Source organism: Bradyrhizobium tropiciagri (assembly GCF_001189845.1).
Taxonomy (GTDB): Bacteria; Pseudomonadota; Alphaproteobacteria; order Rhizobiales; family Xanthobacteraceae; genus Bradyrhizobium; species Bradyrhizobium tropiciagri.
Map to the genome: position 1 here is coordinate 70,153 of NZ_LFLZ01000023.1, position 14,428 is coordinate 84,580.

The 14,428-nt window shown below is 64.6% G+C and carries 14 protein-coding genes; 6 read left to right on the forward strand and 8 right to left on the reverse strand.

Features of this window, described 5'->3' with window-relative positions:
- Positions 1-197 precede the first annotated feature (197 nt).
- Positions 198-1,142: an alpha-E domain-containing protein gene (locus AKN84_RS19665; protein ID WP_050422305.1), complete on the reverse strand. Its 945-nt coding sequence runs from the start codon at positions 1,140-1,142 to the stop codon at positions 198-200.
- A gap of 8 nt (positions 1,143-1,150) precedes the next feature.
- A complete protein-coding gene (locus AKN84_RS19670; RefSeq protein ID WP_050422306.1) occupies positions 1,151-2,569 on the reverse strand; it encodes a circularly permuted type 2 ATP-grasp protein in 1,419 nt (472 codons plus the stop codon).
- 225 nt (positions 2,570-2,794) lie between these two features.
- On the opposite strand from AKN84_RS19670, the gene AKN84_RS19675 reads away from it, so the two are divergent.
- The 3 genes from AKN84_RS19675 to AKN84_RS19685 all read left to right on the forward strand — a co-directional run bounded on the left by AKN84_RS19675 (position 2,795) and on the right by AKN84_RS19685 (position 4,818).
- Positions 2,795-3,547, forward strand: coding sequence for a competence/damage-inducible protein A (locus AKN84_RS19675; protein ID WP_050422307.1), 753 nt, complete (start codon positions 2,795-2,797; stop codon positions 3,545-3,547).
- Between the two features lie 6 nt (positions 3,548-3,553).
- Positions 3,554-4,081, forward strand: a complete 528-nt coding sequence (gene gpt, locus AKN84_RS19680) for a xanthine phosphoribosyltransferase (protein ID WP_050422308.1) — start codon at positions 3,554-3,556, stop codon at positions 4,079-4,081.
- A gap of 113 nt (positions 4,082-4,194) precedes the next feature.
- On the forward strand, positions 4,195-4,818 hold the full coding sequence (locus AKN84_RS19685) for a hypothetical protein (protein WP_050422309.1): 624 nt from the start codon (positions 4,195-4,197) through the stop codon (positions 4,816-4,818).
- 17 nt (positions 4,819-4,835) lie between these two features.
- Here AKN84_RS19685 and AKN84_RS19690 read toward each other — a convergent pair whose 3' ends face one another.
- A complete protein-coding gene (locus AKN84_RS19690) occupies positions 4,836-5,858 on the reverse strand; it encodes a methionine synthase (protein ID WP_050422310.1) in 1,023 nt (340 codons plus the stop codon).
- A gap of 98 nt (positions 5,859-5,956) precedes the next feature.
- Between AKN84_RS19690 and AKN84_RS19695 the strand changes: the two genes are divergently transcribed.
- From AKN84_RS19695 to AKN84_RS19705, 3 genes are all read left to right on the forward strand, one after another.
- On the forward strand, positions 5,957-6,661 hold the full coding sequence (locus AKN84_RS19695; RefSeq protein WP_050422311.1) for a glutathione binding-like protein: 705 nt from the start codon (positions 5,957-5,959) through the stop codon (positions 6,659-6,661).
- Between the two features lie 99 nt (positions 6,662-6,760).
- Positions 6,761-7,372, forward strand: a complete 612-nt coding sequence (locus AKN84_RS19700; RefSeq protein ID WP_050422354.1) for a 2-hydroxychromene-2-carboxylate isomerase — start codon at positions 6,761-6,763, stop codon at positions 7,370-7,372.
- Positions 7,372-8,346, forward strand: coding sequence for an NADPH:quinone oxidoreductase family protein (locus AKN84_RS19705; RefSeq protein WP_050422312.1), 975 nt, complete (start codon positions 7,372-7,374; stop codon positions 8,344-8,346). The genes AKN84_RS19700 and AKN84_RS19705 overlap by 1 nt, the downstream gene beginning before the upstream one ends.
- A 101-nt stretch (positions 8,347-8,447) precedes the next feature.
- Here the strand turns inward: AKN84_RS19705 and AKN84_RS19710 are convergent, their stop codons facing one another.
- The 5 genes from AKN84_RS19710 to AKN84_RS19730 form a co-directional block, all read right to left on the reverse strand.
- The gene (locus AKN84_RS19710; protein ID WP_050422313.1) at positions 8,448-9,122 is read right to left on the reverse strand and encodes an alpha/beta hydrolase; all 675 of its coding nucleotides are present in this window, start codon (positions 9,120-9,122) and stop codon (positions 8,448-8,450) included.
- A complete protein-coding gene (locus AKN84_RS19715; protein ID WP_050422314.1) occupies positions 9,119-10,009 on the reverse strand; it encodes a crotonase/enoyl-CoA hydratase family protein in 891 nt (296 codons plus the stop codon). Before AKN84_RS19715 ends, AKN84_RS19710 begins: the two co-directional genes overlap by 4 nt.
- A 135-nt stretch (positions 10,010-10,144) precedes the next feature.
- The gene (locus AKN84_RS19720; RefSeq protein ID WP_050422315.1) at positions 10,145-11,563 is read right to left on the reverse strand and encodes an amidase; all 1,419 of its coding nucleotides are present in this window, start codon (positions 11,561-11,563) and stop codon (positions 10,145-10,147) included.
- Positions 11,556-12,728 carry a M20 aminoacylase family protein gene (locus AKN84_RS19725; RefSeq protein ID WP_050422316.1) on the reverse strand — a complete coding sequence of 391 codons (1,173 nt, stop codon included), beginning with the start codon at positions 12,726-12,728 and terminating at the stop codon, positions 11,556-11,558. The genes AKN84_RS19720 and AKN84_RS19725 overlap by 8 nt, the downstream gene beginning before the upstream one ends.
- Before the next feature lie 6 nt (positions 12,729-12,734).
- A complete protein-coding gene (locus tag AKN84_RS19730) occupies positions 12,735-14,255 on the reverse strand; it encodes a M81 family metallopeptidase (RefSeq protein ID WP_050422317.1) in 1,521 nt (506 codons plus the stop codon).
- Positions 14,256-14,428: the final 173 nt, after the last annotated feature.

A 14,428-nucleotide genomic window follows, 5' to 3' on the forward strand; every position in this document is an offset into this window, starting at 1 on the left:
TCAGATCAGAGCTGGCGGCAACGGGATTTTACCTCTCCCATCGGGAGAGGTCGAATTGCGAAGCAATTCGGGTGAGGGGTCAAGGTCCCTCGATAGACCGAACTCCCTCACCCGGATCGCAAAACGCGATCCGACCTCTCCCTTCGGGAGAGGTAAAGACAGTGCCCGCCGACGGCGCCGATTTCACGTCTTTTCCTCTAGATCAGATACTGCTTGGTAATGATCTCACCCAGCCTTGAGTTATCCGCGATGAATTCCTGGATGAATTCGTGCACGCCATGCTGGAAGATATCGTCCATATGGCTGTGCTCGAGCCGGTTCCTGATGCCGCGGGCGTGGCGCTGGGAGGCGCCCTGGCGGCCATAGGCGACGCCGATCTGGTCCAGATTGCGCACCAGATTGCTGTAGCAGCTGGCAAGCGAGCGCGGCAGCGTGTCGTTGAGGATCAGAAGGTCGGCGATCAGCCAGGGCTTCAGGGTTTCCCGGTAGACCCAGTGATAGGCGGTTGTCGCCGACACCGAGCGCAGGATCGAAGTCCACTGGTAGTAATCCAGCGGGCCGCCGACGTGCTCTTCCTCGGGCAGCAGCATGTGATACTTCACGTCGAGAATGCGGGCGGTGTTGTCGGCGCGCTCGAGGTGGACGCCGAGCCGCGAGAACCAGTAGGCGTCGTTGCGCAGCATGGTCCGGTAGGCCGAACCGTCGAAGCGCAGCGAGGTCTCCTGCACGAAGCGCAGGAATTTCGCCAGTTCCTCGCGGTTGGCGGGACCCTTGTTCCAGACCGCCTGCAGCTCGATCCACGCCGAATTGATGGTGTCCCACATCTCCGAGGTCAGCGCTGTTCGCACCGAGCGCGAATTGAGCCGGGCCGCTTCGATGCAGTTCTTGATCGAGGCGGGGTTTGCGTCCGAGAAGGAGAGGTACTCGACGACGTTTCGCTCGTTGGCTTCTTCGTAGTGGTCGTAGAAGGCGGCGCCGACGCCGGCGGTGAGCAGCGCGGAATCCCACTCATTGGTCTTGCCGATATAGGCCGCGGGCAGCGCGGTGACGCGGAGCGTAGCGTCGATCGTGCGCGCTAGGTACTCGGCGCGTTCGACATAGCGGGCCAGCCAGAACAGGTTTTCAGCGGTGCGCGACAGCATGCTTTCAACTACTCGCTCAGTATCCAGGTGTCCTTGGTGCCGCCGCCCTGGCTCGAATTGACCACGAGCGAGCCTTCCTTCAGCGCCACCCGGGTCAACCCGCCGGGCACGATGGTGGTGTTGCTGGAGCCGGTCAGCACGAACGGGCGGAGGTCGACATGGCGTGGCGCGAGGCCCTTGTCGGTGCAGGTCGGGCAGGTCGACAGCGCCAATGTCGGCTGGGCGATGAAGCCTTCCGGCTCGCGCTTGAGCTTGTCGCGGAACGCCTCGATCGTCGCCTTGGTGGCGGCGGGGCCGATCAACATGCCGTAGCCGCCTGAGCCGTGCACCTCCTTGACGACGAGGTCGGCGAGGTTGTCGAGCACGTAGGACAGATCCTGTGGTTCGCGGCAGCGCCAGGTCTGCACGTTCTTCAGGATCGGCTCCTCGCTGAGGTAGAACTTCACGATGTCGGGCATGTAGGAGTAGATCGCCTTGTCGTCGGCGATGCCGGTGCCGACCGCGTTGGCGAGCGTGATGTTGCCGGCCGCGTAGGCCGACATCAGGCCGGGGACGCCGAGCGCGGAATCCGGCCGGAAGGTGAGAGGATCGAGGAAGTCATCGTCGACGCGGCGGTAGATCACGTCGACCCGCTTCAGCCCTTCGGTGGTGCGCATGAACACCTCGTCGTTCTTGACGATGAGGTCGCGCCCCTCGACCAGCTCGATGCCGAGCTTGTCGGCCAGGAACGAATGCTCGTAATAGGCCGAGTTGTAGACGCCGGGCGTCATCAGCGCGACCGTCGGCTCGGCGGAAGCGTTGTGCGGTGCCACCGACCGCAGCGCCGACAACAGCTCGTCCGGATAGCGTTCGACCGGCGCGACGCGGTGGCGCGAAAACAGGTCCGGAAACAGCCGCATCATGATCTCGCGGTTTTCCAGCATGTAGGACACGCCGGACGGCGTGCGCGCATTGTCCTCCAGCACGATGAAATTGTCCGGATCGGTGCGGATGATGTCGATGCCGGCGATGTGGACGTAGATGTCGTGCGGCACGTCCTGGCCGTTCATCTCCGGCCGGAATACCGGGTTCTGGAAGATCAGGTCTTCGGGGATGACGTTGGCGCGCAGGATGTCGCGGCCGTGATAGATATCCTTGAGGAACATGTTGAGCGCGAGCACGCGCTGCTTCAGGCCCTTCTCCAGCAGCGTCCACTCGGTCGCGGACATGATGCGCGGAATGACGTCGAACGGGATCAGCCGTTCCTGGGCTTCGGAATCGCCGTAGACCGCGAAGGTGATGCCGATCCGGCGGAACAAGAGCTCCGCTTCCTGGCGTCGATATTCGAGCGCATCCGGTGGCGTCTCTTTGAGCCAGCGGGAGAGCTCCTGGTAGGCCGGGCGAAGATCCTCGCCGAGGCCGTTCATCTCATCGAACGCGACTGCCATATATCCCGACTGCCCTCCCAAGCCATGTGACACAGTGCATGACTTGATGGGATGGTAGCAAGGGGCGGGCCAGCGCGATATGCATTGGCGTGTGCCATTTGCTAGGGATAGCCAGGAAGGCCTGCCCGAAAAACCGGCTGAGGTCTGCTTAATTCGGCGGCAAAACCCCGTGACATCAAGGCATTGGATCGGCAATGTCAGGGGATCAAGTTAGGGAATGAGACCATGAGCGAGATCGTCACGGCGGGGATATTGGTGATCGGCGACGAGATCCTGTCCGGCCGGACCAAGGACAAGAACATCGGCTTCATCGCCGAATACCTGACCAATATCGGCATCGACCTGAAGGAGGTCCGTGTCGTCGCCGACGACGAGGCCGACATCATTTCCGCCCTTGATGCGCTGCGGCATAGGTACACCTACGTGTTCACGACAGGCGGCATCGGGCCGACCCATGACGACATCACCGCCGACAGCGTGGCGAAGGCGTTCGGGGTCGATATCCACCATCACCCTGACGTGGTGGCGCGGTTCAGGGAGCGCTGGAGCGAGCAGGACCTCAACGAGGCGCGGCTGCGGATGGCCCGGGTGCCCGACGGCGCCGAGCTGATCCAGAGCGCGACCATCCTGGCGCCGGGCTTCAAGCTCGGCAACGTCATCGTGATGGCCGGCATCCCCACCATCATGCAGGCGATGATGGACATCGTGGCGCCGACCCTGAAATCCGGCGTGCGGATGCTGTCGGACTCGGTGCGCGCCGACGCGCGGGAAGGCGACATCGGCGGCCCGCTGCGGGCGATCGCGGAAGCCAACCCCGACACCATCATCGGCAGCTATCCGTTCCAGGACGAGAACCAGAAGCCGAACACCAATCTGGTGGTCCGCTCGCGCGATCCGGAGAAGCTCGCAGCGGCTATGGCCGCGGTGAAGGAGATGCTAAAGCAGGTGCAGGCCGCGCAGAAGAAGCCGGTGGGTTGAAGCGATATGGTCGAGAGAAGTTCTGAACCGAGTGCACAGGATCGGGCCGGCAGGCCGTTCCCGGTCTCGTGGGATCAATTCCATCGGGACTGCCGGGCGCTGACCTGGCGGCTCAACGAGGTCGGTCCGTTCCATGCGGTGATCGCGATCACCCGCGGCGGGCTGGTGCCGGCGGCGATCGTGGCGCGCGAGCTCGGCTTGCGGGTCATCGACACGGTCTGCGTCGCGAGCTACGACCATGACAAGCAGGGCGACCTGAAGGTGCTCAAGGGCATTTCGGAGCAGACCGCCAAGCTCGGCGGCGGCACCGGCAAGGGGCTCCTGATCGTCGACGACCTCGTCGACACCGGCAAGACCGGCAAGCTGGTGCGCGAGTTGCTCCCCGACGCGCATTTCGCCACCGTCTACGCCAAGCCCAAGGGACGTCCGCTGGTCGATACCTACATCACCGAGGTGTCGCAGGACACCTGGATCTACTTTCCCTGGGACACCGCGCTGTCGTTCCAGCCGCCGATCCGGGATGGAGCGGCTTGAGGTAGCCGTCATTGCGAGCGCAGCGAAGCAATCCATGCCTCCGCATATGCGGTACGATGGATTGCTTCGTCGCTTGCGCTCCTCGCAATGACGATCGTGGATAGAGCTGTGCCATGCCCCTGCAAAACCGCGTCACTCCCGCCGGCGACATCATCGCTACCGACCATCGCGGCACCTTCACCGGCAATCGTGGCATCATCCACGATCCCGCGACGCGGACGCTGCTCAACAAGCGCTGGTCGTCGCCGGCGTGGCTCACCTGCGTCTGCGAGTTCAGGGGGCGGCGGCGCGAGGTGATGCGCCGGCAGAGCTGGACCGAGCTGTTCTTCCTTGACGAAGCCACCGCGTTCGCGGCCGGGCATCGGCCCTGCTTCTATTGCCGTCGCGACGACGCCAACCGGTTTCGCGCCGCCTGGGAGGAAGGCAACGGCACGAGCGATCTCAGCGCAAAGGCGATGGATGCGGTGCTGCATGCCGAGCGGCTCGATCGCGGCAAGAAACGGCTGCATGCGCTGCCGATTCCGATTGACGAGTTGCCTGACGGGACGATGGTGCAGGCGGATGGCGAAAGCTATCTCGTTGCCGGAGGCAAGGCGCTGCGCTGGTCGTTCGCCGGCTACGAGCGGGCCGACGTGACCGCACCCGCGATGCTGCTGACGCCGCCGTCGACGGTCCGTGCGTTTGTCGCCGGCTATCGGCCGGCGCTGCATCCGAGCGTGGCGGCCGCTTTGGGTTGAGCCCGCCGGGGCTGTCGTTACGCCAGCCGCTGCCGTGCCAGTTTCGCACCCGCGCCGAGCGCGATCAGCTTGGCTTCGGCGATATCGCGCCGCATCGGCGCCATGCCGCAATTGGTGGTCGCGATGATGTTGCCCTTCGGCACGTGCTTTGCGACCGCCTCGATCACCTTGACGACATCCTCTGCAGTCTCGACCTCGTCGCTGGCGACGTCGATCACGCCGGCCTGCACAATCTTGCCGGGGAGCGCGGCGAGCAGTTCGATCGGCACCTTCGAATTGCGGCATTCGATCGCGACCTGCTGGATCGTGCTCTTGTCGATGACAGGGAAGGTCTCTTCATATTGCCGCCACTCGCCGCCGAGCGTCTCTTTCCAGTCGGTGTTGGCCTTGATGCCGTAGCCGTAGCAGATGTGTACGGCGGTGGCGCAGGTCAGGCCCTCGGCGGCGCGCTCCAGCGCCTTGATGCCCCAGTCGCGCACCTGGTCCATGTAGACGTTGAAGGCCGGCTCGTCGAACTGGATCATGTCGACGCCGTCGGCCTGCAACGCCTTGGCTTCCTGGTTCAACAGCTCCGCGAAAGCGAATGCCATCTTGACGCGGTCGCCATAATATTGGTCAGCGATGGTATCGATGATCGTCATCGGGCCGGGCAGGGTGAACTTCAGTTTGTTCTTGGTGTGGGCGCGCGCCGCACGTGCCTCACCCTCGTGGACACGGCCCTTGAGCTGAAGCGGCGCGACCACCTGCGGCACCATCGCTTTGTAGCGATCCTTGCGGATGCCCATCTCGACCTTGTGGGCGAAGTCGATGCCCTCGATCCGCTCCAGGAAACCGTGCACGAAGTGCTGGCGCGCCTGCTCGCCCTCGGTGAGGATGTCGACGCCGGCATCCTCCTGCAGCTTGACCGCAAGCACGGTAGCGTCGCGCTTGGCGCGGGCGAGTTCTGCGCCTTCGGACTTCCAGGGTGCCCACAGCATGTTCGGTTCTGCGAGCCATTCCGGCTTCGGCAGCGAGCCTGCGATCGTGGTTGGAAACAGCATGGGTGCCTCCCGATGGGTTCTGATTGAGCGCCTGTGTGCCATGTCCTAGAGTGGACGTACAGAACAACAAAAGTCTTTGTGATGGGGAATAGACGCCGATGATCGACCTGCACTACGCGCCGACGCCGAACGGCTGGAAGATCTCGATCATGCTGGAGGAACTGGGGCTGCCGTACACGCTGATCCCGGTGAACATCCGCGCCGGCGAGCAGTTTAGGCCTGAATTCCTGGCGATCAGCCCGAACAACCGGATCCCCGCGATCGTCGACCATGCGCCCGCCGACGGCGGCGGGCCGTTCTCGGTGTTCGAGACTGGCGCGATCCTGATCTATCTCGCCGACAAGGCCGGCCGCTTTCTGTCGCAGGAGTTGCGTGCGCGGTCGACCGCCATCCAATGGGTGATGTGGCAGGTGGGCGGCCTCGGACCGATGCTCGGCCAGCACGGTCATTTCGCGCTCTATGCCGCCGAGAAGATTCCTTATGCGATCGAGCGCTACCGCGACGAGACGGCGCGGCTCTATGGCGTGCTCGACCGCCAGCTCGGCAAGACCGGCGCTTATATCGCAGGCGGCGACTATTCGATTGCCGACATCGCCTGCTTCCCCTGGACCATGACCCACAAGGCGCAGGGCTTCACCCTCGACGACTATCCGAACATCAAGCGCTGGTACGCGACCGTGCGCGCTCGCCCGCAGGTGCAGGCGGGCCTTGCGATCGGAAAATTCGTCAAGGAGCCGTTCGACGAGGAATCACGCAAGAACATGTTCGGCCAGCGTGCGAAGGAGCTGGTCGACAAAAAATAATGTCCGTTATTCCGCGGCGCGACACAGTCGCGAACTCTGCGCCTTGCGGCGTATCCTGGAATGACGAGAATGAATGAGGAAAAGACAAAGGGAAACGCCATGATCGAATTCTTCTTCGACTGTTCCAGCCCGTGGACTTACCTCGCCTGGCACAACATCCAGCCGCTGGCGAAGGAGTTCGGCGCCGAGATCACCTGGCGGCCGATCCTGGTCGGCGGCATCTTCAACACCGTCAATCCGTCGGTTTACGCGCAGCGCGAGACGCCGGTGCCGTTGAAGGCGCGCTACATGAAGAAGGATCTTGCCGACTGGGCGCGCTCGGCCGGCCTTGCGATCAAGATGCCGCCGACCGTGTTCCCGGTGAACAGCGTCAAGGCGATGCGCGGCTGCATCTGGCTCGGCAACGAGAAGATGGTGCCGTTCGTCCGCGCCGTGTTCGAGGCCTATTGGGGTGACGACAAGGATATCTCGCAGGATGCGGTGCTGACCGAGATCAGCACCAAGATCGGGATCGATCCGGCACAATTCCTCGCCGGGATCGGTGACCAGGCGATCAAGGATCAGCTCAAGGCCAACACCGAGGAGGTGATGGCGCGCGGCGGCTTCGGCTCGCCGACGATCTATCTCGACAAGACCGACATGTATTTCGGCAACGACCGTCTGCCGCTGATCCGCGAGGCGCTGGCCCGTCTCAAGGCGCGGGCCGCCTGATGCCGAAAGCCGTCGTCTGCCGCGAGCTCGGCCCGCCCGAGCGTCTTCAGCTCGAGAACTTTGCCTCGGCGCCTTTGCAGCCCGGGCAGGTGCGCGTTGCGATCCGTGCCGCCGGGATCAATTTCCCCGACATCCTGATGGCCGCCGGCGAGTACCAGCTCAAGCCGCCGCTGCCGTTTACGCCGGGCTCGGAAGCCGCCGGCGATGTCGTCGAGGTCAACGACGCTGCCGGTGTCGCGGTCGGCGACAAGGTGATCGTCAAGATGCGCTTCGGCGCCTATTGCGACGAGACGGTCGCCGTGCCGGCGCAGCTCGTGCCGGTGCCGTCGACCTTCGACTATGCGGAAGGCGCGACCTTCCTTGCCGCGCACGGCACGGCGTATCACGCGCTGATCGACCGCGGGCAGATCAAGCCGGGTGAGGCGCTGCTGGTGCATGGTGCCGGCGGCGGCGTCGGGCTTGCCGCGGTCGAGATCGGCAAGCTGCTCGGCGCCACCGTGATCGCAGCGGCCTCGAGTGAGGAGAAGCTTGCGATTGCGAAAGAACGCGGCGCGGACCATCTCGTGCTCTATGCGCGCGAGCCGTTCCGCGATGCCGTCAAGCGCCTCACCGACGGACGCGGCGCCGATGTCGTATTCGATCCGGTTGGTGGAGAAGTGTTCGAGAACTCGATGCGCTGCATCAACTGGGGCGCGCGGATTCTCGTCGTCGGCTTCACCGGTGGCATTGGGCTCGCCCGCACCAACCTGCTGATGATCAAAGGCGCGAGCGTGCTCGGCGTGCGCGCCGGCGAGGCGGTGCGCAAGGACCCCGCACTCGGCGAGGTCAGGTTCAAGGCGCTGAGCGAATGGGCCGAGGCCGGCCGGGTGCGGCCGAACATTTCGCACCGGCTGCCGCTGGAGGATTACGCGAAGGCGATGCGGCTGTTGATCGAACGCAAGGCGATCGGCCGCGTGGCGTTGATGACCCGATAGCTCGTTGTTGGAAGATCGTCATTGCGAGCGCAGCGAAGCAATCCATATCCACCGCGGGGGCGGTATGGATTGCGTCGTCGCTTCGCTTCTCGCAATGACGGCTATGGTGTGCTGAATCTTCCATCCCGCAGAAACGCGATCGTCTGCGCGATTACTTCCCGGTTTCGCACCAGCCAGGGATGCGAGGTTCGGATCACGATGTGATCGGCCATGCCGTCGAGCCTGGTGTTGGCGACCGACACCCTTCCGTCATGCGGCCGCGGCAGGGCCATCGAGGTGATCGGATAGACCGAGCGGTTGCCGGCGATGATGCCGGCTTCATAATCGATTGTGGGCAGCAGCCCGCTGGTCGCGGCATCGCGGCGGGTAACGAGCTGCTGGCCGGCCGGGCCGAAATAGGCACGATAGGGAGCGAGGTTCTTCAGCCGATCGGCGATCTCGCTGCCGCCGTTCGGCGTGCCCAGCATCACGACGCGGCCGAGCCGCGCCGGGCGATGTCGCGCCAGATAGACGCGAGCCAAAAGCCCGCCCATCGAATGGCAGACCAAATGCACGGCGCCGTCGAGGCCTTGCGCGAAGCGATCGAGCGAGGGGTGGATGTCCTCGGCCAGCGCGTCGAGGGGCTTGCGCCGGCTGTCGTAGTCGAGATTGAGCGTGGCAAAGCCGGCATCATCAAGTGCCAGCCCCATCCTGCGAAACGAGCGCGCCGTCCTGCTGATGCCGTGCAGCAGGACGACGCCGTCAGGTGTGGACGCCGCTTGACGCCGTTCGCTCACTTATAGTCGCGCTCTTGCCACCACGGGAAATAGTCGGGCATGTCGGACGAGACCTTGTTCTTGAACTGCGCCGGGCGCTTCTCCAGGAACGACACCACGCCTTCCTTGACGTCCTCGGAGCGGCCGCGGGCATAGATGCCGCGGCTGTCGACCTTGTGCGCCTCCATCGGATCGTCGGCGCCCATCATGCGCCACATCATCTGGCGGATCAGCGCAACAGATACCGGCGCGGTCTTGGCCGCGAACTCCTTGGCCAGCGCACGCGCGGTCGGCAGCAGCTCGTCCGGCGGCACCACCTTGCTGACGAGCCGGCCGGCGAGGGCTTCCTGCGCCGGGAAGACGCGGCCGGAGTAGCACCATTCCAACGCCTGCGAGATGCCGACGATGCGCGGCAGGAACCAGCTCGAGGCGGCCTCCGGCACGATGCCGCGCTGGGAGAACACGAAGCCGAAGCGCGCCGCTTCCGAGGCGATACGGATATCCATCGCAAGCTGCATGGTGACGCCGATGCCGACCGCCGGGCCGTTCACCGCGGCGATGACAGGCTTCAGGCATTTGAAGATGCGCAGCGTCACCTGGCCGCCGCCATCGCGCACCTGCGGATCGCCGTAGTCGACGCTGCCGTCGGCATTGCGCTTGACCGGGCCGCGCCGCGCGTCGCGGTCGAAGGTGTTGGCGCCGGAGGAGAGATCGGCGCCGGCGCAGAAGCCGCGGCCTTCGCCGGTCACGATGATCGCCCTGACGTCGTCGTCCTTGTCGGCCTTGTCGAACGCGTCGATCAGCTCCTGCTGCATCGTGGCGTTGAAGGCGTTGAGCTTGTCGGGCCGGTTCAGCGTGATGGTCAGGATCTGCTCGGCGACCTCGTACTTGATCGTCTCATACGCCATGGGGATGATTTCCTCTCGGTTTTCTTGAATGAACGGCGCTGGCGCGCGTCTCCATTCAGTTAACCCGGCAATCATCCGTTGTGAAGAAGTCGGATGCGCAGGCTTGGCTCCGCGCATCCGACTTGCGTTGAGGCGCTACTTCTTCGGCGGCGTCGGCCACGGCTTCTGCGGGCCGCGCAGGCCTTCGAATGCCTTGCCCATGCCGAGCACGCCGATGTCGTCGAAGCGGCGGCCGATGATCTGGACGCCGATCGGAAAGCCCTTCTTGTCGTAGCCGCCGTTGATCGACAGCGCGGGATTCTCCGACATATTCCACGGCACGGTAAAGCAGATGTGCTCGAACGGCTTCGCCGGGTCGTTGAGCGGTGCTGCGAACTCCGCCGGGAAGTTCACCACCGGCGACACCGGCGAGATCACATAGTCGACCTCGCAGAACAGTTTTGCAGCGGCTGCGCGGATCGCCATCGTCTGATTGAAGCCGCGCACCACGTCAACACCGGAAAGCTTCGCGCCGGCCTCGGCCCAGTTGAGGATATAGGGCAGGGTCTTGCCGCGATCGGCCTCAGACAATTTCGACAGCTCGTCCCAGGTCCGCGCACGCCAGAAATTGTCGAGCCCTTCGAGCATCTCGGGCGTCAGGATGCCGTCGATCTCGGTGATCACAGCGCCGGCGGACTCGAATGCCTTCGCCGCCTTGACGGCGATTTCGCGAACGTCCTTCTCGACCTTCTGTCCGGATCCGGCATCGAGCATCAGCCCGATGCGCAGCTTGCGCGGCGACTTCTCCAGCGCCTTCCAGTTCACCTCCAGCGCCGGCAGGCTCATGCCATCGCGGCGATCGGGGCGCGACAGCACGCTCATCATCAGCGCGGCGTCGTCGACGGTGCGGGTCATCGGCCCCGCGACGCGGCCGACATAGGGCGGGTCGATCGGGACGCGGCCAAGGCTCGGCTTCAGCGCGACGAGGCCGCACCAGGAGGCCGGCAGCCGCACCGAGCCGCCGATATCGGTGCCGAGATGCAGCGGGCCGTACCCGGCGGCACCGGCCGCGCCCGCGCCGGAACTCGAGCCGCCCGGGTTCTTGCTGACGTCCCAGGGATTGCGGGTGAGCGGGTGGAACGATGACAGCCCCGACGACAGCATGCCGTAATCCGGCATCGTGGTCTTCGAGAAGATCACGCAGCCGGCTTCGCGCAGCCGCGCGGCAGGCGGGGCATCCTTCTCCGCTGGCGCGAGCTTGACGCTCATCGTGCCCAGCGGCACCGGCTGTCCCTTGGTCGCGACGTTATCCTTGATGGTCGCGGGCACGCCGTCGAGCGTGCCGGCCGGCTCGGCTTGCTGCCAACGCTCGGTCGAGGCCTTGGCGACCTTCCGCGCCCCGTCGGGGTCGTACAGGTACAGTGCCTTGATGTGCGGCTCCCAGGTCGCGACCTGGGAGATGATTTCCTCGAGCACTTCGGACGGCGAGAACTGCTTGGCACGATAGCCGGCGAGCAGGTCGACGGCCGAGAGATCGTGCAGCGACGTGATGGCGTCCCCTTTCGGCTTATGCATGCGCACCTGCCGGCATGCGTTTCTCGATGATGCGGGCGAACATGCTGGCGCCGATCGGCAGGATCTTGTCGTCGAGAACGTAACCGGGATTGTGCACGGGCACTGAACCGTCATGACCGACCCAGAAATACGCACCGGGAACGGCCTGCATCATGTCTGCGAAATCCTCGCTGCCCATCTTGGGCGTCGAGCGGGTGATTACCTTGGCCGAATCGACCACAGTGCGCGCGACTTCCTCGACCACGCGGGACTGCTCTTCCTGATTGACCAGCACGCTGAAGCCGTCGCGGATCTCAACCGAGATTTCGGCGTCATATGCTGCCGCAAAGCCGGCGCAGATCTCGCGCATGCGCTTGCGGATCAGCGCGCGGATCTCCTCGGAGAAGCAGCGCACCGTACCGCACATCCAGGCATCCCCGGGAATGACGTTGTAGGCCGAACCGGAATGGATCTGGGTGATCGACAGCACCGCTGCCTCCAGCGGATCGACGTTGCGGCTGACGATCGACTGCAGCGCCTGTCCGAGCGTCATTGCGATCACCACCGCGTCCTTGGAACGTTCCGGCATCGCGCCATGGGCGCCATAGCCCTGGATCCTGATGTCGAAGAAGTCGGCCGCGGCCATCGCCGGGCCCGGCAGGATCGCGATCTCGCCATGGTTGAGGTCGGGCGCGTTGTGCAGGCCATAGACCTCGTCGCAGGGGAACTGCTTGAACAGGCCGTCCTTGATCATGGCGCGGGCGCCGCCGAGGCCTTCCTCGGCCGGCTGGAAGATGAAATGCACGGTGCCGTCGAAATTGCGGGTTTCGGCGAGATAGCGCGCCGAGCCGAGCAGCATCGTGGTGTGACCGTCGTGGCCGCAGCCGTGGAAGCGGCCGGGGATGGTCGAACGCCACTTCAGATTGGTGTTCTCTTCCATCGGCAGCGCGTCCATGTCGGCGCGCAGGCCGATTTTCTTGGTGCCGTTGCCCTTGCCCTTGAGCACGCCGACCACGCCGGTGCCGCCGAGGCCGCGATGCACCTCGATGCCCCAGCTCGTCAGCTTCTCGGCGACGATGCCTGAGGTGCGGACCTCCTCGAAGCCGATCTCGGGATGCGCATGCAGATCCCGTCTGATGGCGGTGAGTTCGTCGGCAAAACTGTCGATGCGCTCAATGGTCGGCATGGCTGTCTATCCGTCTGTGCGTGATGGGGAGGTGGGTGTGAACGTGGGGCCGTTAGGCTTGATACGAATGCCGGGCCGCAAATGTTTCCACGGCAGCGTGGCGGTGTCGGCCGGCATTGCGCCGGGCGCGGCGCAGATCAGCAGTTTCTCGGCGATCGGTTCGAAATCGGCGCGGAAATGCACCGAGCTCTTGTTGACCAGGATCTTCTGCGCGGTCGGCTCGATGCCGACATAGCGGTACATCGACTGGTCGGCAAGCTGGGCCTTGTAGGAGCCGACGACGACGCGGACGTCGCCGACCCGGAGGCAGGCCGAAGGGCCCATATCCATGTCGCGGCCGCCGAAATAGGGGCCGGGCGCCACGAACTTGCCGTCCGACAGTTTCTCGACGACGAAAGTCTCCCGGTAGGGCGCGTCGCCGGGAATGCCGGACTTGCCGCCGAGCTCGAGCGTGACTGACGCGCCGACGCCGGCCGTATGTGCAGCCTTGGCCGATTGCGGGTCATAGATCACGCCGGTCGCGGCGCTCGCTCGGTTGCGCACCAGCGCGCGCAGCATGCCCGTGGTGTCGGAATCGCCGCCGGCGCCGGGATTGTCCTGGGTGTCGGCGATGATGATCGGCTTGCTTGCCGACTTCGCCAGTTCCATCGCCAGCTGCACGCCTTCGTCCGGCGAATAGATCCGGCCGTCGAAATCGTCCTCATGGCTCTCGACGAGGGCCACGACCTTGTCGGCGGCCGCATCCGCATCGGCCTGCGTCCGGCCATAGGCGAACACGCTTGGCCCGCAGTCCCTGAAGTCAGCCGCCGGGAAGCCCGGCGCAAACGACAGCGTCGGCACCGTGTCGCTCTCAAGGGCGGCGAGCTTTTGATAGATGCCTTTGGTCGGCTGGTCGTTGGTGCACTGCCAGCTGATCGGGATCAGGAATGGTAATTGCCGGAATGCCTTGGCAAAGCGCTGTCCGGACTTGAGCATCAGCGCCAGATGCCGCGCGCAGGCGCGGCCGGTGTCGGCCATGTCGACATGCGGGTAGGTGCGGTAGGCGATCAGCGCATCGGCATGTTCGACCATCTTGGGCGAGACGTTCGCGTGCAGATCGAGGCTCACCACCAGCGGCAGATCATTGCCGATGGCCTTGCGCACACGGGCGAGGGTTTCGCCTTCACCGTCGTCATGATGCTCGGTGACCATGGCACCGTGCAGGTCGAGATAGACCGCGTCGATCGGCCCGGCCGCGACAATGCCGTCGACCATTTCCGTGACAATTCGCTCGAACGCGTCCTTGCTGACATGCGCCGACGGGCTCGCCGCGGCGAAGATCGTCGGCACCAGCTCCCAGCCATCGGCTTCCGCGGTTTCGACGAATCCGGCGAGGCCGACATTGATCTTGCGCATGACCTTGAGCACGTCGGCGCCATGCGTCATCGACGGCCAGCCGCCGCCATGCACGAAGTCGTCATAGGTTGCCTTCGTCGGTGCGAAGGTGTTGGTCTCGTGCAGGAAGCCGCCAACGGCAATGCGGGTCATCAAGATCTCGACAGGTTTCTTCGATGATGAGGCGATTTGGAAGCAATCGCATCATCCCATCATTTCAGTTGAGCATGACCGTTCGAAAGCCGGTTCGCCTCTTCCGGATCGCGCTCTAGCGCGCGACGTTAAGCGTGTCGTCGCGCCAAGCGCAAGTCGGCGAGCACTGCCGG

What these genes read in the sequence shown, in the direction of transcription:
- AKN84_RS19665 (WP_050422305.1), bottom strand. Translation starts at nt 1,142, where the DNA reads ATGCTGTCGCGCACCGCTGAAAACCTGTTCTGGCTGGCCCGCTATGTC.
- AKN84_RS19670 (WP_050422306.1), bottom strand. Translation starts at nt 2,569, where the DNA reads ATGGCAGTCGCGTTCGATGAGATGAACGGCCTCGGCGAGGATCTTCGC.
- AKN84_RS19675 (WP_050422307.1), top strand. Translation starts at nt 2,795, where the DNA reads ATGAGCGAGATCGTCACGGCGGGGATATTGGTGATCGGCGACGAGATC.
- gpt (WP_050422308.1), top strand. Translation starts at nt 3,554, where the DNA reads ATGGTCGAGAGAAGTTCTGAACCGAGTGCACAGGATCGGGCCGGCAGG.
- AKN84_RS19685 (WP_050422309.1), top strand. Translation starts at nt 4,195, where the DNA reads ATGCCCCTGCAAAACCGCGTCACTCCCGCCGGCGACATCATCGCTACC.
- AKN84_RS19690 (WP_050422310.1), bottom strand. Translation starts at nt 5,858, where the DNA reads ATGCTGTTTCCAACCACGATCGCAGGCTCGCTGCCGAAGCCGGAATGG.
- AKN84_RS19695 (WP_050422311.1), top strand. Translation starts at nt 5,957, where the DNA reads ATGATCGACCTGCACTACGCGCCGACGCCGAACGGCTGGAAGATCTCG.
- AKN84_RS19700 (WP_050422354.1), top strand. Translation starts at nt 6,761, where the DNA reads ATGATCGAATTCTTCTTCGACTGTTCCAGCCCGTGGACTTACCTCGCC.
- AKN84_RS19705 (WP_050422312.1), top strand. Translation starts at nt 7,372, where the DNA reads ATGCCGAAAGCCGTCGTCTGCCGCGAGCTCGGCCCGCCCGAGCGTCTT.
- AKN84_RS19715 (WP_050422314.1), bottom strand. Translation starts at nt 10,009, where the DNA reads ATGGCGTATGAGACGATCAAGTACGAGGTCGCCGAGCAGATCCTGACC.
- AKN84_RS19720 (WP_050422315.1), bottom strand. Translation starts at nt 11,563, where the DNA reads ATGCATAAGCCGAAAGGGGACGCCATCACGTCGCTGCACGATCTCTCG.
- AKN84_RS19725 (WP_050422316.1), bottom strand. Translation starts at nt 12,728, where the DNA reads ATGCCGACCATTGAGCGCATCGACAGTTTTGCCGACGAACTCACCGCC.
- AKN84_RS19730 (WP_050422317.1), bottom strand. Translation starts at nt 14,255, where the DNA reads ATGACCCGCATTGCCGTTGGCGGCTTCCTGCACGAGACCAACACCTTC.